The sequence below is a fragment of the Streptomyces axinellae genome, from assembly GCF_039532135.1.
GTDB classification, from domain to species: Bacteria; Actinomycetota; Actinomycetes; order Streptomycetales; family Streptomycetaceae; genus Streptomyces; species Streptomyces axinellae.
Genome location: NZ_BAAARJ010000029.1, coordinates 18,987 through 44,616 on the forward strand (window position 1 = coordinate 18,987; position 25,630 = coordinate 44,616).

A 25,630-nucleotide genomic window follows, 5' to 3' on the forward strand; every position below is an offset into this window, starting at 1 on the left:
CTGCCACCACGGCGTCGCGGCTACCGGGACGCCCTGTCGGCGGCGTACGCGTCGTCCCGCTCACCGACCCCGGCCCCGGCGGTCTCCCCGCCTGGACACACACATGAACACCGGACCCGACCTCGTGGGGGCCACCCGATGACACCGGCAGCACCGACCGACACCCCGCAGGCCCGCAGGCTCACCATCGCCGAAGTACGTCTCACCCCGATCCTGGTGGCCGACCCGCCGCTGCTGAACACCCAGGGCGTCCACCAGCCCTACACCCCGCGCCTGATCGTCGAAGTGGTCACCGAAGGCGGCGTGACCGGCATCGGGGAGACCTACGGCGACACCAAGTACCTGGAGCTGGCCCGCCCCCTCGCCGAAAAGCTCCTCGGAACCGGCGTCACCGATCTCAACCGGCTCTTCGCGCTGGCCCACGAGGTCGCCGTGGACGCCTCCCGGGTCGAGAACTCGGTGGACGTCGGCGGGCTGCGCGGCGTCCAGACGGCGGACAAGCTGCGGCTCTCGGTGATATCCGGCTTCGAGGTCGCCTGCCTGGACGCCTGGGGCAAGGCGACGGGCCTGCCGGTGCACGCGCTGCTGGGCGGCAAAGTGCGCGAGCGAGTCGAATACAGCGCCTACCTCTTCTACCGCTGGGCCCGGCACCCGCAGGGCGCGGGCGGTCAGAGCGACGACTGGGGCGCCGCGACCGACCCGCCCGGGGTGGTCGCACAGGCCGAACGCTTCGCCGACACCTACGGGTTCAGCTCCTTCAAGCTCAAGGGCGGCGTCTTCGAGCCCGAGCAGGAGATCGCCGCGATCCGCGCACTGGCCGCACGTTTCCCCGGGCAGCCGCTGCGGCTGGACCCCAACGGCGCCTGGTCCGTGGCTACGTCGCGGTATGTCGCCGGGGAGCTGCGGGAGGTCCTGGAGTATCTGGAGGATCCGACCAGCGGGACCGGCCAGATGGCCGAGGTCGCCGCGGTCGCCGGAGTACCGCTGGCCACCAACATGTGTGTGACCACCTTCGGCGAGATCCGCGAGGCGTTCACCAAGAACGCCGTCCAGGTCGTCCTCTCCGATCACCACTACTGGGGCGGGCTGCGCAACACCCGCGAACTGGCGGCCATGTGCCGCACCTTCGGCGTCGGCCTGTCCATGCACTCCAACACCCACCTGGGCATCAGCCTCGCCGCCATGACCCACGTCGCGGCCACCGTGCCCAACCTGGACTACGCCTGCGACAGCCACTACCCCTGGCAGGCCGAGGACATCATCACCGAGCGGCTCACCTTCCGCGACGGCCGTCTCGATGTCACCGACACCCCCGGACTCGGCGTCGAACTCGACCACGACAAGCTCGCCCCCCTGCACCAGCGCTGGCTGGATGACGACGGCACCATGCGGGACCGCGACGACGCGGCGGCGATGCGCCTCGCGGTCCCCGGCTGGACCACCCCCGCCATCCCGCGCTGGTAGCCGCCGGCCGGCCGCGCTCCGGGCGCCCTCGGCGGTCGCGAGCCGGCCCCGGGCTCAGTCCAGCGGCGGGCCCGCGCTCCGCCCCACCGTGCTCTCCCGCTCCAACAGTGCGAATTCCGGCTGGAGCTGGCGCGGGCCGCCGCCCGGAGCCTCCTCGGGGGGACCGTCGGTGAGGCGGCCGACGATGGACTCCACCGCCATGCGGGCTATGGCCCGCTTGTCCGGGGCCACGGTGGTGAGCGTCACCGCACCGTAGCGGCCCTCCGTCAGATCGTCGAAGCCGACGACCGCCACGTCCTGCGGCACCCGCAGCCCCCGCTCGGCCATCACCCGCATCGCGCCGATGGCGATCAGGTCGTTGTAGGCGAACACCGCGTCCGGGTGCTGCCCGGCGTCCAGGAGCGCGGCCATCGCGGTGGCGCCGTCGGCCCGGTCCCAGCCCTCGACCCGGGCGATGAGCGCCTCGTCCGCGGTGACGCCCGAGGCCGCCAACTCCGCCTGCCAGCCCAGCAGCCGCAGGTGCGCCGGATGGCTGTGGCGGTCACCGCGGGCGCCGAGGAAGGCGATGCGGCGCCGGCCGATGTCCAGCAGGTGGCGCACGGCGGCGCGGGCCGCCGCGATGTTGTCGATGGCGATGTGGTCGTAGGGCAGGTCGTAGCGGCGCTCGCCGATCAGGACGAGCGGCGCTTCGTCGGTGCGCGAGGCAAGGTCTTCCGCCTCCAGTTCCAGCGGGTTGAGGATCAGACCGTCGATGACCCGGGCGCGGAAGCCCTGGGTGACCAGGAGTTCGCGCTCGCGGCGGCCCTGGGTGTGGTCGAGGAGGACGGTGTAGTCGTGCTCGGCGGCCGTATCGACGACGGCGCCGGCCAGCTCGGCGAAGTAGGGGTTGCCCAGTTCGGGCACGGCCAGGGCGATGATGCCGGTGCGGCCTTTGCGCAGGTGGCGGGCGGTGAGGTTGGGCCGGTAGCCGAGGGCGTCGATGGCGGCCTGCACCTTCTCCCGGGTGGCCGGTGTGACGTGCTCGTACTTGTTCACGACATTGGAGACGGTCTTGATCGACACTCCGGCCTGTTCCGCCACGTCCTTGAGACTCACCCGCACCTGGCCACCGCTTCCCTTGTGATCCCGCTGTGATCCTGCCGCTGTCACGCACCTGGACAGGGCGCGGCAGGCATGCTGTTATGCCAACTGCCCCTGGTTTCCAACGTTATACAAGACGGATCACGCCAGGGGCAGAGTCGCTCCCACCTCGTGCACACCTCATCCGGAGGCTCCGTGAGACGCGCACCCACCTGGACGGTGGCGATCACCGCCGCCCTCGCCCTCTTCGCTCTCCTCGCCACAGTGCTGGGTATGAGCCCCTCGGTTTCGGCCGCCGCACCCCCGAAGGCCACCGACCGGGACGGCTCGGCGCCGCACGGCCTCAAAGGCGAGTACTGGACCCAGTCGGCACCCAGCGCCTACGACTTCGGCACGCTCAAGGCCACCGCCTTCGACCCCTCCCTGGACTTCAACGACCTGGAGCCCCGCCTCAAGGAGCGCACGGGCCAGGCCGACCACTCCAGCATCCGCTGGACCGGCAAGCTCACCCCACAGAAGACCGGCCAGCACAGCTTCCACATCACCGGTGACAACGGCTTCCGCCTGTGGGTCGATGGCAAGCTCGTCATCGACCACTGGGTCGCCGACTGGGACAAGGAGCAGAACTCGGGGCCCGTCGAGCTGAAGGCCGGCACCGCCTACGACTTCAAGGTCGAATACTTCGAAGAGGTGGGCGGCTCCAACATCCACGTGCGCTGGACCCCGCCTGGCGGCAAGAAGACCGCCATCCCGCAGTCCGCGTACTCCCTGCCCGCGGACTTCGACTACGACGGCCCCGGCGCCGTCCACGTCCAGAAGTCCGGGCGCACCCTGGAACTGGGCTTCGGCCAGCGCCTCGCCCCGCCGCCCGCCCGCTTCCGCGACCACTTCAAGGCCGTCATCGGCGGCGCCGAGTGGCCCGTGGGCACGCCCCGCCTCGACCCGCGCGACCGCACCAAGCTGCTGGTCCCGCTGACGGAGCCGGTCGTCGGCCAGGGCGGCACCGCCGATATCCGCTACGACGGCGAAGGCGGCCTGACCAGTGCGGACGGCAAGACCGTCGGCGACTTCTGGACCTCCGGCGACAACCGCTCCACCTACCAGCTCAAGACCCGCTGGGCCAAGGACGTGCGCCCCGGCAACGCGCTGCCCGAATACCCGCGCCCGCAGCTCAAGCGCGAACAGTGGCAGAACCTCAACGGCACCTGGCAGTTCGCCGGGGCCGAGAAGGGCGAGCAGCCGCCGGTCGGCAAGCACCGCAAGCTCAAAGAGAAGATCCTGGTGCCCTACCCCGTCGAATCCCAGCTCTCCGGCGTGGAGCGGCACGAGGAACGCATGTGGTACAAGCGCACGTTCACCGTTCCGAAGGACTGGCGGGTCGGCTCCGGCAAGCGGCTGAACCTCAACTTCGACGCCGTGGACTGGCACGCGACCGTCTACGTCAACGGCAAGCGCGTCGCCGACCACAAGGGCGGCTACGACCGCTTCACCGCGGATGTCACCGACGCCCTCAAGCCCGGCCGTGACCAGGAGATCGTCGTCGGCGTGTACGACCCGACCGACTCACAGGGCGGCGAGAACCCGCCGATGGGCAAGCAGCGCCTCAGCCCCGAGGGCATCTGGTACACGCCCTCCTCCGGCATCTGGCAGACCGTGTGGATGGAGCCTGTCTCCGCCGACCACACCACCGATGTGAAGACGACGCCCGACATCGGCGCCGAGAAGGTCACCACGGCCGCACGCGGGGTGGAGGACGGCGTGCCGGTGACGGCCGTCGCCTACAACGGCAAGAAGGAGGTCGGCCGCGCCACCGGCAGCGGCAGCGAGCCCTTCGACGTGCCCGTCCCCGGCCCGCACCTGTGGTCGCCCGACGACCCGCACCTGTACAAGCTGAAGGTCACCGTCGGCAAGGGCCGCACCGCCGACACCGTCGAGAGCTACTTCGGCATGCGCGAGATAGCCGTCAAGACGATCGACGGCAAGCAGCGCATGGTCCTCAACGGCAAACCCGTCTTCTCCATGGCCACGCTCGACCAGGGATTCTGGCCCGACGGCCTGCACACCCCGCCCACGGACGAGGCCCTCGCCTACGACCTGAAGGCGCACAAGAAGATGGGCTTCAACTCCGTGCGCAAGCACATCAAGGTCGAGCCCGACCGCTGGTTCTACCACGCGGACAAGCTGGGCCTGCTGGTGTGGCAGGACATGCCCGCCATGGCCACCGGACGCACCCCCGACAACGCCGCACGCGCGCAGTACGAGCACGAGATGAAGCGCATGATCCAGCAGCACGACAGCCACCCGTCGGTGATCATGTGGGTCACCTTCAACGAGGGCTGGGGCCAGTACGACCAAGCCCGCGTCGCCGACTACGCCAAGGGCCTGGACCCCTCGCGCCTCGTCAACAACATGAGCGGCCACAACTGCTGCGGTGCCGTGGACGGCGGCAACGGCGACATCTCCGACGCACACGGCTACCCCAGCGCCCAACTGCCCAAGGCCGACGGGAAACGCGCGCTCGTCAGCGGCGAGTACGGCGGCCTCGGTCTTGCCATACCCGGCCACGCCTGGCCCGTACGGCACACCTACGTCGGCGTGGAGAAGGAGAAGTACACCGAGGAGTACCTCACCAAGCTGAAGGAGGTCGAACGGTTCGCCGCGTGCGACGGCAGCAGCGGCGCCGTCTACACCCAGATCACCGACCTGGAAGGCGAGTTGAACGGGCTCCTCACCTACGACCGCGAGGTGGTGAAGCCCGATGTGGCCCGCCTCAAGGCGGCCCACCAGGCCCTCATCGAGGGCGCCGCGAAGGGTTCTTTGACCTGTGACCGGTAGTTCCCGGTGCCGGGAGGGGCGCTAGCCGCGCACCGAAGCGCCGGACGGCTCGCACCGAGCTGTCCGGCGCTTCGGCGTGGACCGGCCCCCTCCCGGAGGAGAGGGCAGGGTTCCCGGAAGAAGGAGGCCAGGCTCCCGGAGGAGGTCAGGCCCCCGGAAGGCGGAGGTCAGGCCGGGAGCGGGACGGGAAGCTGGGAGGGGTCGAGGTAGACGTGCTCGTGGGAGATCATGCCGCCTGTGAAGGTGAGTATGGAGCACCAGTGAACTTCGTAGGGGCCGGTCTCGGGGTGGGTCCCGTGCAGGACGGCCTGAACGGATACGCGCTCGCCCTCCCCGATGACGCTCAGGAGACGGGCCGCCTTCCCGGGCAGGAGCTTCTGGAGCTGAGCCTCCCACGCCCGGACCGCTTCCCGGCCGTGGTAGGACTCGCTGCCCGCGCTCATGAAAGCGGCTTCGCAGTCTTCGGTGTAGCAACGGCCGAAGGCGGTGAGGTCGCCTTCGTTGTGGAGGTCGATCCAGTGCTGGACCGCTGCGAGGTGATCGTTCTCAGCCATGATGTCCGTTCAACTCTCGTTGCTGCGTGGGGTCGGGCGTCCAGATCGCGCCGCCTCCGGGCCGGCGACCGGGCTGGTGATCCTAGAGGGCGGTCAGGTACCGAGCGAGAGCGGGCTGCCCGCGCCGCAACTCGGGGCTGTGCGCGGCGACAAGGGCGCTGATCCGGGCGAGCACCTCCTCCGCCGAACAGCTCCAGCTCGCGGCCGAGCCTGCGGTGGTCGTACGTGGTGGCCTCCTCGCTGAGGGCAGGGCGGGCGATCGCTTCGGTACGGCGATCGCTGCCCCGCGAGCGGGGCCCCGGGCCCACGACGAAGCCCCGGGGCACTCGCCCCCGGGGCTTCGATGGACATCGTTCAGCGCGCCGGGACGGTCTCCGGTGTCCTCGTCCATGCTGCTGCGCGCGTCATGCGGCAGGCCGTAACAGGATCCGCTCTCGCGCCCCACGCCCTTTTCCGGATGCGGGGCCCGGTCTTCCGCTGCCCCTTCCCGCGTGCCGCTGCTGCCCGTTCCCGCGTGCCGCGTGGCCGTGATGCCGTAGCGGGAGAGTGCCACCGTGTGTGAGGGTCTGACCATGGACGAGCGGGGCGTGGACGAGCAGGTCATGGGTGAGCACGGTATGGCCGACTGGGAGGCGCGCGTCGCCGAGGTGTGGGCGAGGCTGGACGCGCTCGTGGAGGAGCGGGGGAGCGGCGGCTTCCGTGCCGTCATCGAGGAGCTGGCCGCCGAGTTGCCCCGGGGAAGCGCCGTCGCCGACTTCGAGCGGGCCTCCTCGTTCGACTCGACGGGGCATCCGGAGCGTGCCGTGCCCCTCTACCGGGAGGCGCTGCGCGTCGGGCTGACGGGAGAGCGGCGGCGCCGCGCGGTCATTCAGCTGGCCAGCTCACTGCGCAACCTCGGCCACCCGGAGGAGAGCGTCACCTTGTTGCGGGCCGAGCTGGCGGCGGGGTCGGACCAACTCGACGATGCCGTACGCGCCACCTTGGCCCTCGCTCTCACGGACCTGGGCCGGGCCCGCGAGGGGGTCTCGCTGCTCCTGCTCGCGCTCGCCCCTCACCTGCCGCGATACCAGCGCTCGATGGCCGGTTACGCCCGCTTGCTGACGGCCGCCGGGTCGGAGGCGGGGGCTGAGTCCGAGTCCGATTCCGTCTGAGACTCCTTGCGCATCGCGCGGGTCTCGCTCTTGAGGATCCGCAGCGACTTGCCGAGCGCGCGGGCGCTGTCCGGCAGCTTCTTGGAGCCGAAGACGAGAATGACCACAATTCCGAGCACAAGCAGGTGCCAGGGCTCCAGGCCGTTACGCAACATCGCGGGCCGTCCGCCTTCCGCCGTCGTTCAGGTCGTCCAGGGTGAGTCGCCGCGACGGGTCCGCTCGCGCGGCGCCGCCTGTGACTCTACATAAGTGTAGAAGTTGCGGTCCCGCTCCGTGCGGGCGGCCCCTGGGGACGGGGTGATCAGTCGCCCACGGCGCGGCCCGCCTTGGCCCAGTTGCCGCGCAGCTTGTCCAGATACGACTGGGCCATGCTGCCCGGCTTCACCCCGCGCGCGAAGGCCAGCATGTTGCCTGCCCCGGCGTTGTAGCCCAGTGCCAGCAGCTCGTCCCGGCTGAGGCCCCCGCTGCCGCCGCCGCTGTCCGGGCCGAGTCGCGCCGCCAGGTCGTGCAGGTGCCAGGCGGCGGCTTTGAGGGCCAGATCGCGGTCGTCGGGCAGTTCCTCCCACGAGCGCGAGGCGAAGTCCTTGCCCCGCTTGGTCTCGTCGAAGGCCGCCCGGTGCATGTTGGCGATGCCGAACGCGGCGTCCGGCTTGAACCGCTGCCAGGAGCGCTCCAGTTCCGGATCGTGCGGCTTGTACGCCTCGTTGTAGAGGATCGCCATCAGCAGCCGTGGGCTGATCCCCGCCTCCCGCGCGTGGGTTCGGACCTGACGGGCGTACCGCCCCGGCTCGTAACTCCCCTTGCCGGGCCCGGCGGAGGGTGCGTCCTCCGGTGTGCGGGACGGCTTGTCGGAGGGCTCCGCATCGGAGGACGGCCGGTCCGGGGAGCGGTCGGAGGAACTGGGCGAGGGGCTCGCGTGCTCCCCCTTCGCGTCGTTGTCCCCGTTCCGTGCCATCCCCCACACGATCAGCACCAGGAGCGGCACCACCCACCAGCGCCACTGTGTCCGTCCCTCGGCCATCCGCCGCCTCCCCTCGCTCCAGGCCCCCTCCCATGGTCGCGCATCCCGCGCCGGTCCCGCCCTCCGGCCGCGGCGGCGGGCGCCCGGACAGAGGGCGGCGGGCGCGGCGCACCCGGCCCCCGTCGATCGTCGCCGGGCGAACTCAGTGCGGTGACAAGGCAGATGGCGGAGCCGAGGGAGGGGGCTCCGAGGTCGCCAGGCGGTCGAGGGTGGCGAGGACGGGGGCGACACCGTCCTCGGCGCGCAGCCGGCCTGCCACCCGCGCGGCCCGGCGGGCATAGGCGGGGTTGCGGACGGCGGCCGTCAGCGCGGCGGCGAGACGGTCCACGGTCAGCTGCCGCAGGGGAACGGCCACGGGCGAGACGCCGAGTGCGACGAGCCGAGCCGCCCAGAAGCCCGCGTCGAACTGCACGGGAACCGGCACCGCCGGTACCCCGGCGCGCAGCCCGGCACCCGTCGTGCCCGCGCCGCAGTGATGGACGACGGCCGCCATCCTCGGGAAGAGGAGAGCATGCGGCACGTCGCCGACAGTGAGCACCTCCCCGCCGCCCCCGCGACTCCCGGCATGCCCCGCACCGCCTTCGCCGCTCTCGCGGTCCTCGTCGGCGCGCAGGCCCGCCCATCCGCGCTGGATCACCCCGCGCAGCCCCGCCGCGCGCAGCGCCCGCACCACCAGGGCGCTCGTACCCGCCGGGTCGGGCACGGTCGCGCTCCCGAGGCCGACGAAGACCGGGGGCGGGCCCGCGTCGATGAAGTCCCGTACGCGTGCCGGGAGTTCGGCGTCCGGCGGATCGTAGGGCCACCAGTAGCCGCTCACCGTGAGGCCCGGCCGCCAGTCGCGGGGGCGGGGCACGACCAGCGGGCTGAATCCGTGGTGCACCGGCCACAGCCGACGCTCCCGCGCCGCGTGCCGGGCGGTGCGGGCCGAACCGCGCGGAAGGCCGAGCAACTGCCGTACGGTCGTGCGCAGCGTGGGGGTGAACATGCCGTCCACACCGGCGTTGACCACATGTGCCGCCAGCCGGTTGCCCGCGGGGCCGAAGGAGCGGGTGCCGATCACCGAGGGGCCGAAGGCGCCGGTGGGATGGAGCGGCTGGAGGTAGACGCCCATGCTGGGGACGCCCAGGCCCTGTCCGATGGCGTACCCGAGGGGCGCCAGCGAACTGGACAGCAACAGCACCTCGTTCTCCCGGGCGACGCCCACCAGTTCGGCCGCCATCTCGGCCACCACGGTCCGCCCGATGCTCATCAGCCGCAGGATCTTGCCCGCGCCCGTGGTGCTGTCGTGCAGTCCCCGGCCGCGCTCGGACTCCAGTACGGCCCGGGGATCGACCGGCAGCGGGTGGAAGCCCACCCCGGGCGCCGCCACCACCGAACGGAACGAGCCGTGCGTGGCGAGCGTGACCTCGTGCCCCGCCCGCGCCAGACCGTGGGCGAGGCCCGTGTAGGGGGCGACGTCACCCCGGGACCCCGCCGTCATCACCGCAACGCGCATCACCCGAGTATCCGCGAGACGGCCTCCGGACGCGATGAGGCAACGCAGGGCACCGGGGGCGCCTCCGCGCTGAAGCCGCCTCGCGTCGAAGCCCGTCCGCCCCGTGCGGGAGCCCGGGGCGGACGACGCCGGAACGGGGTGCGGCGGCCCGCGTCGGTCGCGGGCCGCCTCTTCGTTCATCCAGCTGCCATGTTCGGTCAGCTGCCAGGCGCACGTTCGCTCATCGGCACCCGCCGCTCAGCACCCGGCGCTCCGTGTTCCCGTCCCCCGCACCGCGCCTGCGCGGCGCACAGCCCCCGCATCGGGGCACCCCGACATCCAGGCGGCCGGGCGATCGGACGACTGCGTCAGCCCGCCACCCCGGAACGCTCCTCGCTCCGGGCGCCGGACGCGGCCTCGGCCCGTCCCGCCGCCTTGTTGTGCTGCTCCTCCCAGGTGGACAGTGCCAGGCCGCAGGCGTGGTCCACGTGCCGCAGCCCCTCCAGGCGCAGCTCCACCCGGCGGTCGGCGGGCAGGGCGTCCAACTGGTCCTGGAGCTTGGGCAGCCGCAGGAACGTGGCGTTGCCCAGCACGATGACCTGGAGCGGCAGCTCAGCGCCCGGGTCCTCGGTCTCCACGTGCACGTGGGAGGTCTCCCAGGCGGTCTTGACCACGGACATCAGCAGCCCCAGCAGCACGCCCTGGAACATGTCCGTGATCACGATCGCCAGCGCCGTCACCCCCAGCACCACGGCCTCGGCCCGGTGCTCGCGCCACATCGGCACCAGCGACTTGAGGGGGATCAGCTTCCAGCCCGCGTGCACCAGCACACCGGCCAGCGCCGAGACGGGGATCAGCTCCAGTGCGGCGGGGAACGCGGCGGCGAAGATCAGCAGCCACACCCCGTGCAGCACGCGGGAAGCCTTCGTCCGGGCGCCCGCCGACACGTTCGCGGAGCTGCGGACGATCACCGCGGTCATCGGCAGCGCGCCCAGCACGCCGCAGACGGTGTTGCCCGCGCCCTGGGCCATCAGCTCCTTGTCGTAGTCGGTGCGCGGGCCCTCGTGCAGGCGATCGACGGCCGCAGCGCTGAACAGCGACTCGGCGGAGGCGATCAGGGTGAAGGCCAGCACCGTGCCGAGCATGCCGACAGAGGCGAGCCCGCCGAAGTCGTCGAGCCCGGGGGGCTGTACGGAGGCGAGCAGGCCCTGCACCTCGATACGGGCGACGGGCAGCCCGAAGACGCCGGTCGCCACCGTCGCCAGCAGCACGGCGGCCAGCGGCGCGGGCAGCACCCGTGCCCCGGCACGCCACTTCGGCCACAGCGCCAGCACCAGCACCGTCGCGGTGCCGATGCCGAGGGCGGTGAGTGCCGTGCTGTCGCTGAGGGTGTCCACGGCGAGTCCGCCGAGGCCCAGGAGCTTGTCGGGGCCGCTGCTGGGCGCCTTGGCGTCGGTGAGCGCGTAGAGCTGTCCGGCGATCAGCACCAGGCCGATGCCGGCGAGCATGCCCTGGACGACGGAGACCGAGATGGCACGGAACCAGCGGCCCAGCCGCAGGGCGCCCATCGCGAGTTGGAGGAGCCCGGCGACGAGCACGAGCACGCCCAGGCCGCCGAGCCCGTAGGTCTTCACGGCCTCGTAGACCAGCACTGTCAGGCCCGCGGCGGGGCCGCTGACCTGGAGGCTGCTGCCGGGCAGGAAGCCGGTGACCAGGCCGCCCACGATGCCGGTGATCAGGCCGACTTCGGCCGGTACGCCGGAGGCTACGGCGACGCCCACGCACAGGGGCAGCGCCACGAGGAAGACCACGAGGGAGGCGGTGAAGTCGGCGCGCAGCGTGCCCGGTCCCCCCGGGGGACCGAGACGTGCGCGGACATACGGAAAGAGGGTTTTCATGCGGTGAACCTCACGAGGAGTCGGCGTTGTGGTGTCGCGCGGCTGCTCGTGGGACCTCAGTGCCGGAAGACCTGGTTGAGTACGGAAACCTCGACGGATCTGCGCCAGGGCATGCCCGCGCTGCCCGTCTCGGGGAGCGGCCCGGTGTTCGGGCCCGTGCCGGCGGCCGGCCGGCGGCAGTCCAGGATCCGCTGGTGCGGGCCGGAGGGGGAAGGGCCGGCCAGGGTGCGGGTGGCATGGGGCGTGCGGCGCGTGTGACAGTCGTCCTCGCCGTGCTCGCCCTGTCCCGCGAGGGGGATCACACCCTCCTGGGTGACCGGGCCGGGCCGGTCGGCGGCCCATGCCTGGTGTGCTCCGGTGTTGCCGACGGCCAGCAGGAGGGTCAGTACCAGCGCGACGAGATAGCCACATGCGCGCACGGCGTTCACGCTGCGGCGCATGGAACTCCTCACGTCGCGGGCTCGCCCCGGGTCTGTCCGTCGGTGTCCTCCATCGTCGCCCACGACATGTAAGGGATCATGGCAGGCCCGGTAAACCCTGGGTGAACTCCGCGAGGAGGCGTGTGCGTACGGCGCCGTACACCGCTGTTCACGCCGGATTCCAGGCCCTGGCGTCGAATTCCCGCCACAGGGCAGACGCGAATTCGACGCCGGGGCCTACCCCTTGAAGGCGCCCTGGAGCAGCCCGGAGACGAAGCTGCGCTGGAAGAGGAGGTACAGCACGGTGATGGGCAGCATCACGAGGATGGTCCCGGCCGCCAGCATCGGCACATCCGTGTTGTTCTGCCCCACGAAGAAGCCGAGACCCGCGGGCGCCGTCCGCTTGGTCGCGTCCTGGATGAGCACCAGCACCAGCAGGAACTGGTTCCACGACCACATGAACACCAGCACCCCCAGCGTCGTCAACGAGGGCCTGGCCAGCGGCAGAAGCACCCGGAAGAGCACCGTCCAGGACGAGGCCCCGTCGATGCGCGCGGCTTCCACCAGCGAGGGCGGCGTCGTACGGAAGTGGGTGCGCATCCAGAAGACCCCGAACGGCAGGAACAGCGCGATCTCCACCAGGATCACGCCCCAGTAGGAGTCGGTGAGCCCGATCCCGCGCAGGTCGAAGTAGAGCGGCACCACGATCAGTTCGACCGGGATGGTCAGCCCCGCGACGAACAGCGCCGCCACCGCGTCACCGCCCGGCAGCCGCATCGTCCCCAGCGCGTAGCCCGCCAGGCCCGCGAGCACCAGCGAGGCGGGCACCACTCCGACGGCGATCAGCAGGCTGGAGCGCATCAGATCGGAGAACCCGGCGACCGACCACGCCTGCCGGTAGTTGTCCAGGCCCCAGTGCTCCGGCCAGGTCATGCCTACCACGGGCTCGCCCGAGGGCTGCATGGAGGCGAGGAAAACACTGAGGAACGGGACGATCACCGCGACCGCCAGCACGGCCGGCAGCGCGTAGCCCGAGGCCCGCACCGTACGGGAGACGGCGCTCATGTCTGCGGCCTCGACAGCCGGTTGATGACATACACGAGTACGAGGATCAGCAGGCTGAGGACCACACCCAGGGCCGAGGCGAGGCCGACCCTGCCGTCGGAGAAGGCCAGCCGGTAGACCAGCAGCCCCGGCACGGTCGTCTCCTCACCGGGGCCGCCGCCGGTGGTGACGTAGACGATGTCGAAGCCGGCCAGCGCCGCCACCGTGGTCACCGTCAGCGCGACCGCCAGCTCGCCGCGCAGCTGAGGCAGCGTCACCGAGACGAACTCCCGTACCGGCCCGGCCCCATCCAGCCGCGCCGCCTCGTACAGCTGCGGGTCGATCTTCTGTACGCCGCTGAGGAAGAGCATCATGCACAGTCCGCTGAGCACCCAGGCCCCCACAATGCCGACCGCGACCAGCGCCCAGTCGAAGTCGCCCAGCCAGGCCCGGGACCAGCCGCCGAGCCCGAGGCCGTCCAGCGTCTCGTTGATCAGCCCGTCGTCCCCGTACAGCCAGCGCCAGGTCACGCCCACCGCGACCAGCGGCACGACCTGCGGGAGCATGAACAGCAGCCGGAACGCGCCCATCCCCGGCCGCCGGCGCGGCGCGCCGGCGGCCGAGGTCCCCGGGAGGATGAGCAGGCCCGTCATCGCCAGGCCCGCGAGGATCGGCAGGAACGCGAAGAACACCACCAGGATCAGCGCGTTGAGGACCGAGCCGCGCAGCGCCGGGTCGGCGAACACCTCCCGGTAGTTGTCGAGCCCCGTCCAACTGCCCAGCGTCACCCCGTCCCAGTCGAAGAGGGAGAGATAGGCGGAGTGCAGCGCGGGCAGCACGGCGAACAGCAGATAGACGGCGAGCGCCGGCAGCACGTAGAGATAGCCGCGCCACGCGGCACGGCCGCGGCGGCCCGCGCGCCGCGTGCCGGGACCGGGCCTGGTCCGCACCTGTGTATTCAAGAGATCCGCGTCCCCCTCCGGTCTCCGTGTCCTGGGCTCCGTGTCCTCATCCGGTCCGTGCCCTCTCCCGCGTGGTGTGCTGCCGCGCCCAGACCTTCTGGAGCGCGTCGAGGTAGGCCGACGGCGTGACGCGGCCGGCGATGAGCTTCTGCACCCCGGCGCGGAGCGGATCGAGCATGTTGGGTGCCGTGAAGTCGGGGAAGTGGTTCATGCCGTCGTCGGCCGTGACCCGCCGGTGGGCCCGCGCGACCTCGCCGAGCAGTCCCCCTGGCATCGGGACGGCCTTCTCGTCGGGCGGTAGGAAGCCGTTCGCACTGACGATCCTGGTGGCCTCGGGCGAGCCGAGGAAGTCCAGGAAGGCACCGGCCGCCTGCGGATGCCTGGTGCGGGAGGAGATGGCGTAGGAGACGCTGAAGCCGGAGGTGACGGCGCGCGCGTGCGGCCGGGCCCCGGGCATCAGGAAGAATCCGGCCTTCTTTCCCATGGCCTCGGACAGCTGGCCCGCCGCCCAGTTCCCGTTGATCAGGAAGACGCTGCCGCCCCGGGTGAACTGGCCGGTGGAATCGACCTGGGCGGTGCCGTTGGCCGACTCGTCGAGATAGCCCTCGCGGCTCCAGGCGGCCAGCGTCTTCGTGGCGGCCAGGGTGCCCGCGGTCTTGATCGTGGCGCCCGGCGCGCCCTTGACCCAGTCGCGGTAATCCTTCGGCGGCATCATGGTGTTGACCAGCTCCGCCCACAGGTGGAGCCCGCCGGAGTCGAGCGCGCCCACACCCAGCGGAGTCATCCCGGCTTTCTTGACAGCTGCGAGCTGGCCCTCGAACTCCCGCAGCGTGCGCGGCGGATGAGCGATCCCCGCCTTCTTCGCCAGCTCCTTGTTGTAGTAGACCCCCGTCATCGACAGCCCCGCAGGCACCCCGTACAGGTGCCCTCCCGAGGCGGCGCGCCTGCCGGAGCCGGTGAGCTGGTCGAGACTCGCGGCCGGGAACTTCGCGCGCCAGCCGTACGCGTCCCGGTAGGGCGCCAGATCGAGGATGTCGCCGCGCGCCGCGATGTCGTCCATGCCGACGGCGAACTGGGCGAGGTCGGGCGCGTTGTCGGACGCCATGGTGAGCTTGACGCTCTTCACGTAGTCGGCGAACTGCGTGTACGAGGGCTCGACCGTGATGTTCGGGTGCTTCTTGTGGAACGCGGCGATCAGCGCGTCCACCATGGCGGGTGCGTCCGCGAAGGTGAGCTTCAGCGTGATGTCCCCGGCCGGTACGGCGGTGGACCGGGGCACGGTCCGGGGCCTGCCGGAGTCGGCCGCGCTGCCCGGCGTGAGGGCCCCGCACGCGGTGGCCGACGGCGCGAGGACGGCGAGCAGGGCCGCCATCGCGAGGACGGGGCGCCGCACCGAGCGGTACGACGAGCGCCGGGGTTCGGCGCCCCGGTCCCTATTCCGGTTCGCGCTCCGGTTCGTCTCCATACGCGCCCTCCGGGGGACACGGGGCGTGCGGCAGTGGGACAGCGAACGGGTCAGGACCGTACCAGCGGGCACCGGGCCCGGCCAGACCGCCCGGCGGGCACGCAAGTCCCGGTGGGTCGGTCACGCAAGTCCTGGTCGCCGAAGGGGCGAGGGGAGCGCCGGCGACGGAGGGCCGCCGCCGGCGCCGTCGGTCAGGAGAAGAGGACGGAGCGCATCTTCAGCCGCTCGGAGGCGTGGCCGGTGCGGGGCCGCAGGCTGAAGTGATCGCCGGTGCAGTCCGGGCCGGTGAAGACCACGGCGGTGGAGTCCGTGCGGTTTCTGGGGGAGTGGGCCGCCGGCAGCCTCGGATCCGCCAGCCCCGGCAAGGTCACGCACTCGCGGCTGGGCGGGTCCACCAGAAGGGCCGGGCGCGGGCCCCCGGGGGTGTCGTACGTGTACGAGAACTCCCCGGTGGCGGCCCCGGCCGGGGCCGCGGCGGACAGGGCGAGCGCTACGGCGCCGAGACCGGTCGCGAGGGTGTGACGCAGACGCATGAGGACTACCTTTCCTGCCGGCTGCCAGGCCGTGTGCCGGGCCTCCCTTCACTGCCCCGCGCCCCCGCCGGGATGCGCGCGCCCCCGCGCTCACACGAAAGAGCGGCGCGGCGGCAACGGTGCCACTATGGGAGAAGCCCATCCGTGGAGGCAGCGATGTTCGAACCGGATGACATCCGGGAGTGGCGCGGCCAGGACGTGGTCGACGAGGACGGACACAAGATCGGCTCCCTGGAGTCGGTCTACGTGGACACGGCCTCCGACCAGCCCGCCTTCGCCACGGTGACCGTGGGCATGCCCACCCGTCACCGTCTGGTCTTCGTCCCGCTGGCGGGCGCCTCGGTGGGGCCCGGCCGAGTGAAGGTCAAATTCCCCAAGAGCCAGGTCAAGGGCGCCCCGTCGATCGGCACGGACGATGTGCTGCCCGCCGAGGAGGAGGCGGCCGTCTTCGGCCACTACGAACTGCACTACACCCCGGGCGCCAGTGGTGAGCGGCGCCTGGCCCGCCGCTGACCGGATCGGAGGGACCGCACCATGGCGCTGTTCTTGTTGCTGATCCTCGTGGCCATCCTGCTCGGTGTCTTCGGCGTGATCGTCAAGGGCTTGCTCTATCTCTTGTTCGTCGGCGTCATCGTCCTGGTGGTCGCCATCGCCTACGGCATGTTCCGCTTCCGCCGCACGGGCAGACCCCCGGTCCGCTGAGGCGGGCCGTGCCCGCGACGCCTGCCCGCGACACCTTCCTGCGCCCCGGCCCCCGGGCGGCCCGCCTTGTCGAAGCGGTCCGCCATTTCCGAAGCGGCCCGCCTCTTCCCAAGTAGGGGCGAGCGGGGGGCGGAGCCCGATTCGCCCAAGTACCCCATGGGGCAGGCTCGTTATACTGGCGGGCCGGCCGGCGGATCCACGGAGGTGCGGCGGGTGAGCGGACTCGGCGAGGGCGCTGGGGAGGGCGGAAGCGGCGCGGCAGCGTGCGGGCCCGGTCATGAACGGCTGGCGGCGCTCTGCCACCGGCTCACCTCCGCACCGGACATGCCGGCCCTCGGCGACCAGGCGGACCGTCTGGTCGCGCACCTGATCTCCCAGCTGCGCGCGGGCCGTTCCCCCGACGAGCTGGAGGACGCCTTCGACGAACTGGAGGACGTGCTCCTCGCCGCGGGCTACAGCGCGGGCCTCGGCACCTACCGTTCGGACACCCCGCCCGCCTACCAGAGCTTCCCCGGTCCCGGATCCGGCCGCGCCCGGCTCTACGTTCTCGCCTGCCCGCGCGGCCACTGCTCCCGCGTCGAGGCACCGGCGTCCGAGGGCGGCGAGCCGCCGGTCTGCCGCGTCTTCGGCGGGCCGCTGCGCGAGGTCGGGCTGCGCCCGTGAGCGCGTTCCTCAACGCGCTCGGCGGCAGACTCGCCGAACGCTGGCTGGCGCTCCTGGCGGTCCCCGGCCTGGTCTACCTCGTGTCCTTGGCCACGGCGGTCACCCTGGGCCAGCGCCACTGGTACGACTTCGGGCGGCTGCGGACGCGCTTGGACGCGCTCGCGACCGCGCCCGGCGCCGACAGCGCGGGCGCCCTCGCCGTAGCGGCGGTCGCCGTGCTGGCCGGGGCCGCGGTGGCCGGTACCGCGGCGCAGGCCGCCGGAGCGCTGGTAGAGAAGGTGTGGCTGATGGACGGGCACGGGCCGCTGGCCCGCCGGCTGACCGGGCGCCGCGTGCGCCGCTGGCGGGCGGCCGACGCCGAATACCGCGCCGCCCTGGTCGCCGCGGGCCGGGCCCGGATCGGCGGTACGGCCGACGCCGACGCCCGCACCGAAGAGGCGGAAGCGCGCTACGCCGCCCGCAACCGGATCTCCCTCGTCCCGCCCCGGCACCCGTTCTGGACCGGCGACAGGATCACCGGACCCGACCGCCGCGTCTGGCGCGCCTACCGCCTGGACCTGACCCTCTCCTGGCCGCACCTGTGGCTCCTGGCCCCCGACACCACCCGGACCGAACTGGCCACGGCCCGCACGGCATTGAGCGCGGCTGCCCGCCTCACGGCCTGGGGTCTGGCGTACGCGCTGCTGACCGTCTGGTGGTGGCCGGCGGCACTGGTGGGCGCGGCGACGGTGGCGACGGGCATGACCCGGGGGCGCGCCGCGGCCACCTCGTTCGCGGAACTGGCCGAGGCCCTGGCGGACTTGCACGGCAGGGACCTGGCGGCGGCCGTGGGGGCGGAGTGCGAGGGGAGTTTCACGACGGCGGTGGGGGAGCGGGTGACCCGCCTGCTGAGCAAGCCGGACTGACGTGCCCTCACTCAGGCCCCGCCCCGGTCCGAGCCGCGCTTCGACTACGGCGCCGCTCGTGATCCGCGACTCCTCAGTTGTCCGAGCCGGTGGCCGAAGGCGGCACCTCGGCGACGAAGAACAGGAAGCAGGGTTTGGCCGACAGGTCGTGGAAGCCCTCGGGGAAGAGTTCACGGGCGGCCGGGTCGGGCTGCGGCTCGCTGATGGTGGACAGGCGGAAGCCGGCGGTTGTGAAGGCATCGGTCATCGCGTGCAACGGCTTGCGCCAGAACTTCATCGGGACGGTCTGCCCGCCGAACGACCAGTCGAAGGTATAGCTGGTGGTCGCGAAGTAGTCGGGTCGGGGTTCCTGGATCGTGTAGGCCACGAAGGGGTGGTCCACCGACGCGATCAACCGGCCGCCGGGCCTGAGGACACGCCGCAACTCGGCCAGTGTCGGCCCCCAGTCCTCCAGATAGTGCAGGACGAGGGAGGAGACCACGTCGTCGAACGTGCCGTCACCGAACGGCAGGCGGTCGCGAAGGTCGGCATGGTGGATGTCCGCGTCGTCACCGAGCCGTCGCTCTGCCAGTGCCAGCATCTTGGCGCTGGTGTCGAGGCAGGTGACGACGGCGCCGCGGTCGCGCAGTGCCGCGGACAGGGGGCCCGAGCCGCAGCCGGCGTCGAGGATCCGGCGGCCGGCCACGTCTCCGGCGAGGTCGAGCATCGCGGGCCGCGCGTAGTACGCGTTCACGAGAGCGCATTCGTTCTCCGCCGAGTACGCCTCGGCGAAACTGTCGTAGTCATTCACCCTGCCCGGGTCCGCAGGCCGGGTGGGGCGCTCGGGCCCATCGGTTACGCGTTCCATCGCCGCAGCTTAGTCGGCCAGGGATCCGCCGGGAGGGGCCCTTGGCGCGGCCCCGCCCGCGACGCCGTCGCCCGCTGTCGGTACAAGGACGGTTCACCGTCCGGTGCGGGGGTGTCCGTGCGGGAGGAGACCTTGAGGAAGAGTGTCAGGACCGCGCCGAGCGCGTAGGAGGCGCCGAACATCACATGACGCACACCAGCCCAGCGGGCCGAGGCACGGACTCACCAGCGCGGGACCGGCCGGGGTGCCGAGCCCTGCGCCGAGGTTGGGACCGGCCATCGCCGCACCCGTGCGCCGGGGCGCGACGCGCGGTCCGTCGCCGCCGGACTGTCCTGCACCCGGGTGGGAGCACGGGCGGGGCAGCCGGACCGGGCAGCGGTGGACGCCCGCCTCGCCGGTACGGACCCGCGCCCGGACGCGGCCTCGTGACGCGGGCCGAGCCCAGCCCGTGCGAGGGCCGTTCCAGGGTCTCTCGTTTGGATCGTCGCGGGTCCGCGACGACGGCTACGGCACCTCGCCGCATTGTCGGAGCATCCGAGTACGCCCAGTACGAGGAAGCTCCTCCGCCTTGCGAGGCACCGCATCCGACGCCGCGGCCCGATCCACGAAGATCCACACGAGAGACCCTACGGGTGATCGACCGAGCGGAGCAGCAACTCCAGTGACAGATCGGCCCTGTTGCTCACCCGCAGCTTGCGGTAGACCCGTGTCAGATGCTGCTCCACCGTGCTGACGGTGATGAAGAGGGTCTTCGCGATCTGGGTGTTGGTATGCCGTTGGGCGGCCAGTACGGCAACGCGCAGCTCCGCTTCGGTGAGATCCCGGACGAGTTCGTGGTCGGTGTGCGAGGGCGCGAGGGAGGGGGCCGGGGGCAGTGAGGCTGCGACCGGCGCCGTCAGGGGGTCCTCCCGCTCGGGGGCCTCCGCCGGCGGCACGAAGCCGTACTTCGAGGAGAGTTCGGCGATCCGGCTCTCCAGCTTGCGGGCCTGCTCCAGCCAGCCCAGCTCCTGGCACATGCGCTTGAGCGCCGTCATGGTCCGGGCCTGCTCATAGCAGTCCCCGGATTTCACCAGCAGCTCCGCCGACTCCCGTAGCAGCGGCAGCCGTTGCTCGGGAGCGCTGGTGGCGGCCAGCACCCGCAGCGCCATGCCACGGGCCCGGTACTCCTCGGGGCGCAGCCGCGCCAGCTGCTCCTCGGCCTGGTCGCGGGATTCCTGGACCCGGCCCATCTCCAGTGACAGTTCCGCGGCGCGCACCCGCCACGGCACGAGCGCGGGCAGCTCCAGGTGCCACTTGTCCATCAGCTCGCCGCATCTGTGCAGGTCCCCCAGTGCGGCCGAGGTCTGCCCGACGGCGGCGAAGTACTGGGCCCGCGCCTGGAGGTAGTCCAGGCCGAAGGGCGTCTGGAACATCGCGGCCGGGACCGGCACCCGCAGGTATTTCTCCGCCTCCCGGCACCGGCCCTTGGCGACCATCGCCGAGACCAGACTCGCCAGCGGCAGCCCGAGCAGCACCCCCCAGCCGCCCGGCGGCGCGATGTCCAGCGCGACCTGCGCCGAGCGCTCCGCCGCGTCCAGCATCCCCCAGCGCATGTCCACATGTGCCCTGGTGGCCAGCAGGAGGGCGCGCCACATGGGCGCGTTGCGCTCGGTCGCCTCCTGGAGGAGCGCGTCGCACCAGTGGGCCGCCGTGCGCAGCCGCCCGCTGAGGACCAGCGCAGCCAGGGCCGCCGCCGCCGGGCCGAGGGAGCGGCCGTCGAGGCGGGAGCGCTGGAGGACCTCCTCGGCCTCGGTGACGAGGGTGCCGTCCGCCTCGCCCTTGAGGACGGAGCTGAGAGCCAGCGCCGCCATGCCGGTGGTGTTGCGGGGCCGCGCACCCTCGGCGGGGGACAGCCTGCCCAGCAGCTCCGGGAACGCGCAGCACATCCAGGCGTGGGTGAGCGTCAGCGCCTCCTCGTGGCCTGCCTCCGGCAGTTGGGTGCCGATCTCACCGCGCTCGACGGCGTCGAAGACCTCCTTGGCCTGTTCGATGTCGCCCGACCACACCAGCTGGGAGACCACCGACAAGACGGCCGGCACGGCCAGCTTGTCCTGCCACACGGCGCGGGTCAGCTCCGGGAGATAGCGCCCGGCCACGGCCGGATCGAGCTGCCACTCGACGTGCACGAGCGCGGCCTTGACCGTGGCGAGCATCCGTTCGTCGGTGCACCCCTCCTGGGCGAGCCGCAGGCAGTCGGCCGCCAGATACACCCGCCCCTCGTCCACGGCCTGGTCGGCGGCCTCCAGCAGGGTCTCGGTCACCCACGGCTCGCTCACCGGGTCTCCGGCGATCAGATGGCGGGCCTGGGCCACGGCGCTGGCGCCGAGTGTGTGCAACTGCCGTGCGGCGTCCGCGTGCAGTCGGGAGCGCTCGCCGGGGGAGAGGGTGTCCAGTACGGCGGAGCGGGTCGCCTTGTGCCGGAACCCGGTGCCCTCCAGCAGCCCGGCGGAGTTGAGGACATCGACGCACTGCGCGACCGTGGCGTGGCTCTCGCCCAGGATCTCCTCCACGGCGGAGGTGGGGTCGCCGTCGGCGAGGACGGCCAGGCCCTGGGCGACGGCCAGTACGGCATCCCCGCACCTGTGCAGGCAGTTGGACACCGCCTGGTGGAACGCGGGGCCCGGAGGCGCTTCCAGCAGCGGGTCGAGGGCCGCCGCCTGCTGGTCCTCCAGAAGTGCGCGCATCAGCAGCGGGCTGCCGCCGCTGATGTGGTGCCATATCCCGGCGTACTGGTCGGCGTGCGCTTCGCCCAGGGTGGCGGCGATCATCCGGAAGACGTCGCGCCGGGAGAGCGGATTCATCCGCATGATGCGGGTGAAGGGCTGCCGGGACACTTCGGCCTGGAACCACTGGTAGCCCTGCGGGACGCGGCTGCTCTCGTTGAGCACGAGCAGAATGCGGGAGGACCGCAGGCGCCGGATGAGAAAGAGCAGGCACTCCAGGGAGTGCTGGTCCATGTAATGCGCGTCGTCGACACCGATGATGAGCGGCGCCGACTGGGCCCGCTCGAAGAAGATATTCGCCAGCTCGCGCCGTGCCCGTACATCGGCGCCGCCTCTGCCCGGGGGCGGCAGGAAGGCGGGGGGTTCCACCGTGGAAACGGCGTGGACCAGAAGCCGTTTGTGGCGTTCCGCCTCATCGTGGGAGGGCGTGCCACTGTGCAGCAATTGCCCGATCACACTGAGAGGCTGGTCCTGCTCCGACCGGGAAGCCGTGGCGTCGAGAAAGGCGGCACCTTGCCCGATCGCGTGTTCCCCGAAGGAGTGCAGCAGTGTTGTCTTTCCCGAGGCGACCGAACCGCTGACGACAATGACAGCGCCGTTTCCTTCCAGACACTTCGAGAAATGCGACCTTAAAAGTTCGTACTCCGTATTCCTTTCCACCGTTCTCCCAAGTGTCCCCGTCGTCATCCGGGCATGCGTAGTTCACACACCGGTTGCTGCTACCTTGGCGAGGCGGTGGGCATCCCGGCCCGACCCGGCCGTTCGAACATGCCCAACTGTCCCGCGCATTCGTGGCTCATGACGCCCAGAAAGGGAATGCGGTTCTGTGTAGTGCCAGTGCTTCACCCCCGTGTAGTCCTGGCCCGCTTCGGTAAGTATGGCACGTGACCGTATGTATCCCAAGATAGCCCCCAGCCAACCACCATTGCTGACAGTATGTTTCAGAACTGGGCGCGTGGTGTGAACTGTGGGTTGAGCTCATATCCGCCAGAAGGTGACCGAGGCAGTGGGAACCAGTCTTTTTCGAATCGGCGGCCCGGCGTGCGACGGTCCCGCGTGCGGGGGCCGGGCCCCGGTCTCTCCGTCGGGCGGCCCGCAGCGCCCGACGAAAAGGCCGGGTCCCGCGCCCGAAGAGCCGCCGCCCCCCGGTTCGCCGCCGGGCAGCCGCACCGCCACCCGGCCGCGGTCGAACAGCCGCCGCCGGGGCGGCCACCAGGTCCGGCCTGGGCGCGCGGCCGGTGTGCCGGGCACGGCCCGCGGCGGTGCCGGATGTACCCAGGTCCCGGGGCCGGGCGCGGTGAAGTCAGCGGTTCCGTCCGCGACGTGAGCGGGACGGTCCTGACGGTGGGTGATGCTGCCGGTCAAGGACGCGGACCACGGGGGTGCTCCCCTTTGGTGGCACAGCGGGCGCACAGGGGGGCCGTCCGCTCCGTCCGGCGCCACGCGGGCGCACACCTGACCGCTCCGGGATACCGCTCTGCGCCGCTCGCCCGCACTGCGGAAGGAGCCTTCCGCGCCCGGACGGCGCGCGCTACCGGATCGCGCGCCCCCTCCGGGACCGGCCTCCGCGCACTCCGCACCAGGCATGCCGGACGGCAGTAACTGGCGTGCAATCACGTGCCGTTCCCCTTTCCGGCTCCCGAAGCGCATCGCATTCTGCCCTCTTGTGCTGGACCCGTCCACAGCGCGTGCTGACGCAATGGTTCCGTTTGCTTCGGATAGGGGTCGGCATCAGGCCCTGTCCGGTGCCTCCGCCGTACTGTCTCGTATCCCGGAACCCTCTTTGCGGACGCTTTGGGTCCGCTTCTGTTCGGCAATCGGGGCCCCTAGGGGGACACTTGATCCATAGGGGGGTGGTTACGGGTTCCTCGCACGTGGTGGGGTACGTGAGTATCGAAGGAAATGCGTCAATGCCCCGGATGGAGGGTGTTTGCGATGACCGGAATACACCGAGAAGCCTCGGAGGAGTCCGCGGTCGAGGTACAGCTCACCGGAGGACCCGTCGAAATCCCGGAGACAACAAGAGTCCGTCAAGGTCTCATTAATGACGGGATAGTGAAGATCGCCCATCGCGGCGGCTACGAACACTTCGAACTCGTGACACCGGACACCGAGCGCGAGGGGAACACACCCGTCGTCTTCCGGTGGACCATGCGGACGAAGATCGCCGAATAGTGTTCAGCGCTCACGGGGAATTGCAGCGCACCACGGGGAGGAGCACATCATGACGGTATCCGCAGAAGAAAGGGACAGGTGGGTCAGACGATTCCGGGTCTGCCCTGAGAGTCACGTGAGACTGGTGTGCTTTCCGCACGCGGGCGGGTCGGCGAGCTACTACTTCCCCATGGCGCAGGGCCTCGCACCCGGCGTGGAAGTGCTCGCCGTGCAATACCCCGGCCGCCAGGACCGCCGCCAGGAACCGCACATCCCGACCATCAGCGAACTCGCCGACCGCGTCCACGAGGCGCTCGGCGGCTGGACCGACCGCCCCTACGCCTTCTTCGGCCACAGCATGGGCGCCGTCCTCGCCTACGAGGTCGCCGGCCGGTGCGAGCGGCAAGGCGGCGCACCCGCCCCCGTATGGCTGTTCGCCTCGGGCCGCTCGGCTCCGTCGCGGGGCGTACGCGGTGACGTGCACCGCCGCGACGACGAGGGCATCCTGGCCGAACTGCTCCGGGTCGGCGGCACCGACCGCAGGCTCCTCGACGACGAGGAACTGAAGGCCGCCGTCCTCACCGCCACCAGGAACGACTACCGGGCCATCGAGACCTACACGCACACCCCCGGGACCGCGCTCTCCTGCCCCGTCACCGCCCTCGTCGGGGACGCCGACCCCAAGGTCGGGACCGACGACGCGGACGCCTGGCGCGAGCACACCACCGGACCCTTCGCCCTGCGGGTGCTGCCCGGCGGCCACTTCTACCTCAGCGAACAGTGGCCGGAGGTCACCGCGACGGTCACCGCCGCCCTCCGGCAGACCTTCCCGGCCTGGGAGTTCGAAGGGAGCAGCTCGTGAAGTACGAGACACTGGGCCCACTGCGCGTGATCGACGGCGACCACACGTCCGCCATAGGCGCCCGCAAGATCGAGACCGTACTGGCCGTCCTGCTGATCAAGGCCGACCAGGTCGTCACCTCCGAACAGCTCATCAACGAGGTCTGGGGCGACCAGATCCCCCGGCGCGCCACGGCGGGACTGCACGTCTACATCTCCCAGCTGCGCAAGTTCCTCAGCAGGGAGAACCGCCCCGGCAACCCGGTGGTCACCCGACCCACCGGCTACCTCCTGCACCGGGGCACCGACGAGATCGACTTCCAGTCCTTCCTGCACCTGGCGGACAAGGGACGCACCCTGGCCCGCGAGCGGCAGCACGAGGAAGCGCTGGAGACCCTGGAGGCCGCCCTGTCGCTGTGGCGGGGCGCCGTCTTCGGTGACCTGCGCAGCGGCGCGGTCATCGGGGGATTCGTCGCGTGGCTGGCCGAGACCCGGCTGGAGTGCCTGGAGATGCTGGCCGACCTGTACCTGGAGGTGGGCCGACACCGCGAAATGGTCGGCAGGCTCTACTCGCTGACGGTGGAGCACCCCCTGCGGGAGGCGTTCTACCGGCAGCTGATGCTGGCCCTGTACCGCTCGGAGCGGCAGGCCGACGCGCTGCACGTCTACCAGACGGCGCGCAGTCTCCTGCACGACGAGCTGGCCGTGGAGCCGTGCAGAGCCCTGCGGAACCTGCACCACGCGATCCTGGCGGCGGACGACAGACTGGACTTCCACGCCGCGCCGGCCTGATCTGACCACGGCACCGGCAGGCCCCGTGCACGGGACGCACGCGGGCCGTCCCCCGGTGACCCGGC

At 71.6% G+C, this 25,630-nt stretch carries 25 protein-coding genes; 10 read left to right on the plus strand and 15 right to left on the minus strand.

The window, feature by feature from the left end; translation table 11 throughout:
• The first annotated feature begins 138 nt into the window (after positions 1 to 138).
• A complete protein-coding gene (locus tag ABD339_RS30625) occupies positions 139 to 1,464 on the plus strand; it encodes a glucarate dehydratase family protein (protein WP_344570422.1) in 1,326 nt (441 codons plus the stop codon).
• A 54-nt stretch (positions 1,465 to 1,518) separates the two neighbouring features.
• On the opposite strand, the gene ABD339_RS30630 is transcribed toward ABD339_RS30625, so the two are convergent.
• Entirely contained in the window at positions 1,519 to 2,565 is a 1,047-nt protein-coding gene (locus tag ABD339_RS30630) for a LacI family DNA-binding transcriptional regulator (RefSeq protein WP_344570423.1), read from the minus strand.
• 174 nt (positions 2,566 to 2,739) lie between these two features.
• On the opposite strand from ABD339_RS30630, the gene ABD339_RS30635 reads away from it, so the two are divergent.
• The gene (locus tag ABD339_RS30635) at positions 2,740 to 5,379 is read left to right on the plus strand and encodes a PA14 domain-containing protein (protein ID WP_344570424.1); all 2,640 of its coding nucleotides are present in this window, start codon (positions 2,740 to 2,742) and stop codon (positions 5,377 to 5,379) included.
• Between the two features lie 167 nt (positions 5,380 to 5,546).
• Here ABD339_RS30635 and ABD339_RS30640 read toward each other — a convergent pair whose 3' ends face one another.
• Together ABD339_RS30640 and ABD339_RS30645 are read right to left on the minus strand one after the other, a co-directional pair.
• Positions 5,547 to 5,933: a nuclear transport factor 2 family protein gene (locus ABD339_RS30640; RefSeq protein ID WP_344570425.1), complete on the minus strand. Its 387-nt coding sequence runs from the start codon at positions 5,931 to 5,933 to the stop codon at positions 5,547 to 5,549.
• An 82-nt stretch (positions 5,934 to 6,015) separates the two neighbouring features.
• Positions 6,016 to 6,486, minus strand: coding sequence for a hypothetical protein (locus ABD339_RS30645; protein WP_344570426.1), 471 nt, complete (start codon positions 6,484 to 6,486; stop codon positions 6,016 to 6,018).
• A 49-nt stretch (positions 6,487 to 6,535) separates the two neighbouring features.
• Here ABD339_RS30645 and ABD339_RS30650 point away from each other — a divergent pair, with 49 nt between their 5' ends.
• Positions 6,536 to 7,084, plus strand: coding sequence for a tetratricopeptide repeat protein (locus tag ABD339_RS30650; RefSeq protein WP_344570453.1), 549 nt, complete (start codon positions 6,536 to 6,538; stop codon positions 7,082 to 7,084).
• Here ABD339_RS30650 and tatA read toward each other — a convergent pair.
• From tatA to ABD339_RS30695, 9 genes are all read right to left on the minus strand, one after another.
• Positions 7,018 to 7,239: a Sec-independent protein translocase subunit TatA gene (tatA, locus tag ABD339_RS30655; protein ID WP_425576150.1), complete on the minus strand. Its 222-nt coding sequence runs from the start codon at positions 7,237 to 7,239 to the stop codon at positions 7,018 to 7,020. The genes ABD339_RS30650 and tatA overlap by 67 nt on opposite strands.
• Positions 7,240 to 7,385: 146 nt before the next feature.
• Positions 7,386 to 8,105 carry a lytic transglycosylase domain-containing protein gene (locus tag ABD339_RS30660; RefSeq protein ID WP_344570427.1) on the minus strand — a complete coding sequence of 240 codons (720 nt, stop codon included), beginning with the start codon at positions 8,103 to 8,105 and terminating at the stop codon, positions 7,386 to 7,388.
• Positions 8,106 to 8,247: 142 nt separating this feature from the next.
• Complete coding sequence (locus ABD339_RS30665) at positions 8,248 to 9,600, minus strand: glycosyltransferase (RefSeq protein WP_344570428.1); 1,353 nt, start codon at positions 9,598 to 9,600, stop codon at positions 8,248 to 8,250.
• A gap of 347 nt (positions 9,601 to 9,947) precedes the next feature.
• Positions 9,948 to 11,477, minus strand: a complete 1,530-nt coding sequence (locus ABD339_RS30670) for a SulP family inorganic anion transporter (RefSeq protein ID WP_344570429.1) — start codon at positions 11,475 to 11,477, stop codon at positions 9,948 to 9,950.
• Between the two features lie 56 nt (positions 11,478 to 11,533).
• Positions 11,534 to 11,917 (minus strand): hypothetical protein, encoded by a 384-nt coding sequence (locus ABD339_RS30675; protein WP_344570430.1) that lies wholly within the window; start codon positions 11,915 to 11,917, stop codon positions 11,534 to 11,536.
• A gap of 216 nt (positions 11,918 to 12,133) precedes the next feature.
• The gene (locus ABD339_RS30680; RefSeq protein WP_344570431.1) at positions 12,134 to 12,961 is read right to left on the minus strand and encodes a carbohydrate ABC transporter permease; all 828 of its coding nucleotides are present in this window, start codon (positions 12,959 to 12,961) and stop codon (positions 12,134 to 12,136) included.
• The gene (locus ABD339_RS30685; RefSeq protein ID WP_344570432.1) at positions 12,958 to 13,890 is read right to left on the minus strand and encodes a carbohydrate ABC transporter permease; all 933 of its coding nucleotides are present in this window, start codon (positions 13,888 to 13,890) and stop codon (positions 12,958 to 12,960) included. The genes ABD339_RS30680 and ABD339_RS30685 overlap by 4 nt, the downstream gene beginning before the upstream one ends.
• Positions 13,891 to 13,948: 58 nt before the next feature.
• Positions 13,949 to 15,367, minus strand: a complete 1,419-nt coding sequence (locus ABD339_RS30690; protein WP_344570433.1) for an ABC transporter substrate-binding protein — start codon at positions 15,365 to 15,367, stop codon at positions 13,949 to 13,951.
• Between the two features lie 191 nt (positions 15,368 to 15,558).
• On the minus strand, positions 15,559 to 15,900 hold the full coding sequence (locus tag ABD339_RS30695) for a hypothetical protein (protein WP_344570434.1): 342 nt from the start codon (positions 15,898 to 15,900) through the stop codon (positions 15,559 to 15,561).
• Positions 15,901 to 16,056: 156 nt separating this feature from the next.
• Between ABD339_RS30695 and ABD339_RS30700 the strand changes: the two genes are divergently transcribed.
• The 4 genes from ABD339_RS30700 to ABD339_RS30715 all read left to right on the plus strand — a co-directional run bounded on the left by ABD339_RS30700 (position 16,057) and on the right by ABD339_RS30715 (position 18,170).
• Positions 16,057 to 16,413, plus strand: a complete 357-nt coding sequence (locus ABD339_RS30700) for a PRC-barrel domain-containing protein (protein WP_344570435.1) — start codon at positions 16,057 to 16,059, stop codon at positions 16,411 to 16,413.
• A 21-nt stretch (positions 16,414 to 16,434) separates the two neighbouring features.
• Positions 16,435 to 16,602: a hypothetical protein gene (locus ABD339_RS30705; RefSeq protein ID WP_344570436.1), complete on the plus strand. Its 168-nt coding sequence runs from the start codon at positions 16,435 to 16,437 to the stop codon at positions 16,600 to 16,602.
• Positions 16,603 to 16,815: 213 nt separating this feature from the next.
• Complete coding sequence (locus ABD339_RS30710; RefSeq protein WP_344570437.1) at positions 16,816 to 17,265, plus strand: hypothetical protein; 450 nt, start codon at positions 16,816 to 16,818, stop codon at positions 17,263 to 17,265.
• Entirely contained in the window at positions 17,262 to 18,170 is a 909-nt protein-coding gene (locus tag ABD339_RS30715) for a hypothetical protein (protein WP_344570438.1), read from the plus strand. The genes ABD339_RS30710 and ABD339_RS30715 overlap by 4 nt, the downstream gene beginning before the upstream one ends.
• A 73-nt stretch (positions 18,171 to 18,243) precedes the next feature.
• Here the strand turns inward: ABD339_RS30715 and ABD339_RS30720 are convergent, their stop codons facing one another.
• From ABD339_RS30720 to ABD339_RS33915, 3 genes are all read right to left on the minus strand, one after another.
• Complete coding sequence (locus ABD339_RS30720) at positions 18,244 to 19,017, minus strand: class I SAM-dependent methyltransferase (protein WP_344570439.1); 774 nt, start codon at positions 19,015 to 19,017, stop codon at positions 18,244 to 18,246.
• Between the two features lie 626 nt (positions 19,018 to 19,643).
• A complete protein-coding gene (locus tag ABD339_RS30725; RefSeq protein WP_344570440.1) occupies positions 19,644 to 22,439 on the minus strand; it encodes an ATP-binding protein in 2,796 nt (931 codons plus the stop codon).
• A gap of 318 nt (positions 22,440 to 22,757) precedes the next feature.
• Complete coding sequence (locus ABD339_RS33915) at positions 22,758 to 23,429, minus strand: hypothetical protein (protein ID WP_425576152.1); 672 nt, start codon at positions 23,427 to 23,429, stop codon at positions 22,758 to 22,760.
• Between the two features lie 285 nt (positions 23,430 to 23,714).
• On the opposite strand from ABD339_RS33915, the gene ABD339_RS30730 reads away from it, so the two are divergent.
• The 3 genes from ABD339_RS30730 to ABD339_RS30740 are packed head-to-tail and all read left to right on the plus strand — an operon-like array spanning position 23,715 to position 25,565.
• Entirely contained in the window at positions 23,715 to 23,954 is a 240-nt protein-coding gene (locus ABD339_RS30730) for a DUF5988 family protein (RefSeq protein WP_344570441.1), read from the plus strand.
• A 49-nt stretch (positions 23,955 to 24,003) separates the two neighbouring features.
• Positions 24,004 to 24,795, plus strand: coding sequence for a thioesterase II family protein (locus tag ABD339_RS30735; protein ID WP_344570442.1), 792 nt, complete (start codon positions 24,004 to 24,006; stop codon positions 24,793 to 24,795).
• Complete coding sequence (locus tag ABD339_RS30740) at positions 24,792 to 25,565, plus strand: AfsR/SARP family transcriptional regulator (RefSeq protein WP_344570443.1); 774 nt, start codon at positions 24,792 to 24,794, stop codon at positions 25,563 to 25,565. Before ABD339_RS30735 ends, ABD339_RS30740 begins: the two co-directional genes overlap by 4 nt.
• Positions 25,566 to 25,630 lie beyond the last annotated feature (65 nt).

Excerpts from the sequence above, each read along its gene's own strand:
- ABD339_RS30625 (WP_344570422.1), top strand. The coding sequence starts at position 139 with ATGACACCGGCAGCACCGACCGACACCCCGCAGGCCCGCAGGCTCACC.
- ABD339_RS30640 (WP_344570425.1), bottom strand. The coding sequence starts at position 5,933 with ATGGCTGAGAACGATCACCTCGCAGCGGTCCAGCACTGGATCGACCTC.
- ABD339_RS30650 (WP_344570453.1), top strand. The coding sequence starts at position 6,536 with ATGGGTGAGCACGGTATGGCCGACTGGGAGGCGCGCGTCGCCGAGGTG.
- tatA (WP_425576150.1), bottom strand. The coding sequence starts at position 7,239 with ATGTTGCGTAACGGCCTGGAGCCCTGGCACCTGCTTGTGCTCGGAATT.
- ABD339_RS30660 (WP_344570427.1), bottom strand. The coding sequence starts at position 8,105 with ATGGCCGAGGGACGGACACAGTGGCGCTGGTGGGTGGTGCCGCTCCTG.
- ABD339_RS30665 (WP_344570428.1), bottom strand. The coding sequence starts at position 9,600 with ATGCGCGTTGCGGTGATGACGGCGGGGTCCCGGGGTGACGTCGCCCCC.
- ABD339_RS30670 (WP_344570429.1), bottom strand. The coding sequence starts at position 11,477 with ATGAAAACCCTCTTTCCGTATGTCCGCGCACGTCTCGGTCCCCCGGGG.
- ABD339_RS30675 (WP_344570430.1), bottom strand. The coding sequence starts at position 11,917 with ATGCGCCGCAGCGTGAACGCCGTGCGCGCATGTGGCTATCTCGTCGCG.
- ABD339_RS30680 (WP_344570431.1), bottom strand. The coding sequence starts at position 12,961 with ATGAGCGCCGTCTCCCGTACGGTGCGGGCCTCGGGCTACGCGCTGCCG.
- ABD339_RS30690 (WP_344570433.1), bottom strand. The coding sequence starts at position 15,367 with ATGGAGACGAACCGGAGCGCGAACCGGAATAGGGACCGGGGCGCCGAA.
- ABD339_RS30695 (WP_344570434.1), bottom strand. The coding sequence starts at position 15,900 with ATGCGTCTGCGTCACACCCTCGCGACCGGTCTCGGCGCCGTAGCGCTC.
- ABD339_RS30700 (WP_344570435.1), top strand. The coding sequence starts at position 16,057 with ATGTTCGAACCGGATGACATCCGGGAGTGGCGCGGCCAGGACGTGGTC.
- ABD339_RS30705 (WP_344570436.1), top strand. The coding sequence starts at position 16,435 with ATGGCGCTGTTCTTGTTGCTGATCCTCGTGGCCATCCTGCTCGGTGTC.
- ABD339_RS30720 (WP_344570439.1), bottom strand. The coding sequence starts at position 19,017 with ATGGAACGCGTAACCGATGGGCCCGAGCGCCCCACCCGGCCTGCGGAC.
- ABD339_RS33915 (WP_425576152.1), bottom strand. The coding sequence starts at position 23,429 with ATGCGCTTCGGGAGCCGGAAAGGGGAACGGCACGTGATTGCACGCCAG.
- ABD339_RS30730 (WP_344570441.1), top strand. The coding sequence starts at position 23,715 with ATGACCGGAATACACCGAGAAGCCTCGGAGGAGTCCGCGGTCGAGGTA.
- ABD339_RS30735 (WP_344570442.1), top strand. The coding sequence starts at position 24,004 with ATGACGGTATCCGCAGAAGAAAGGGACAGGTGGGTCAGACGATTCCGG.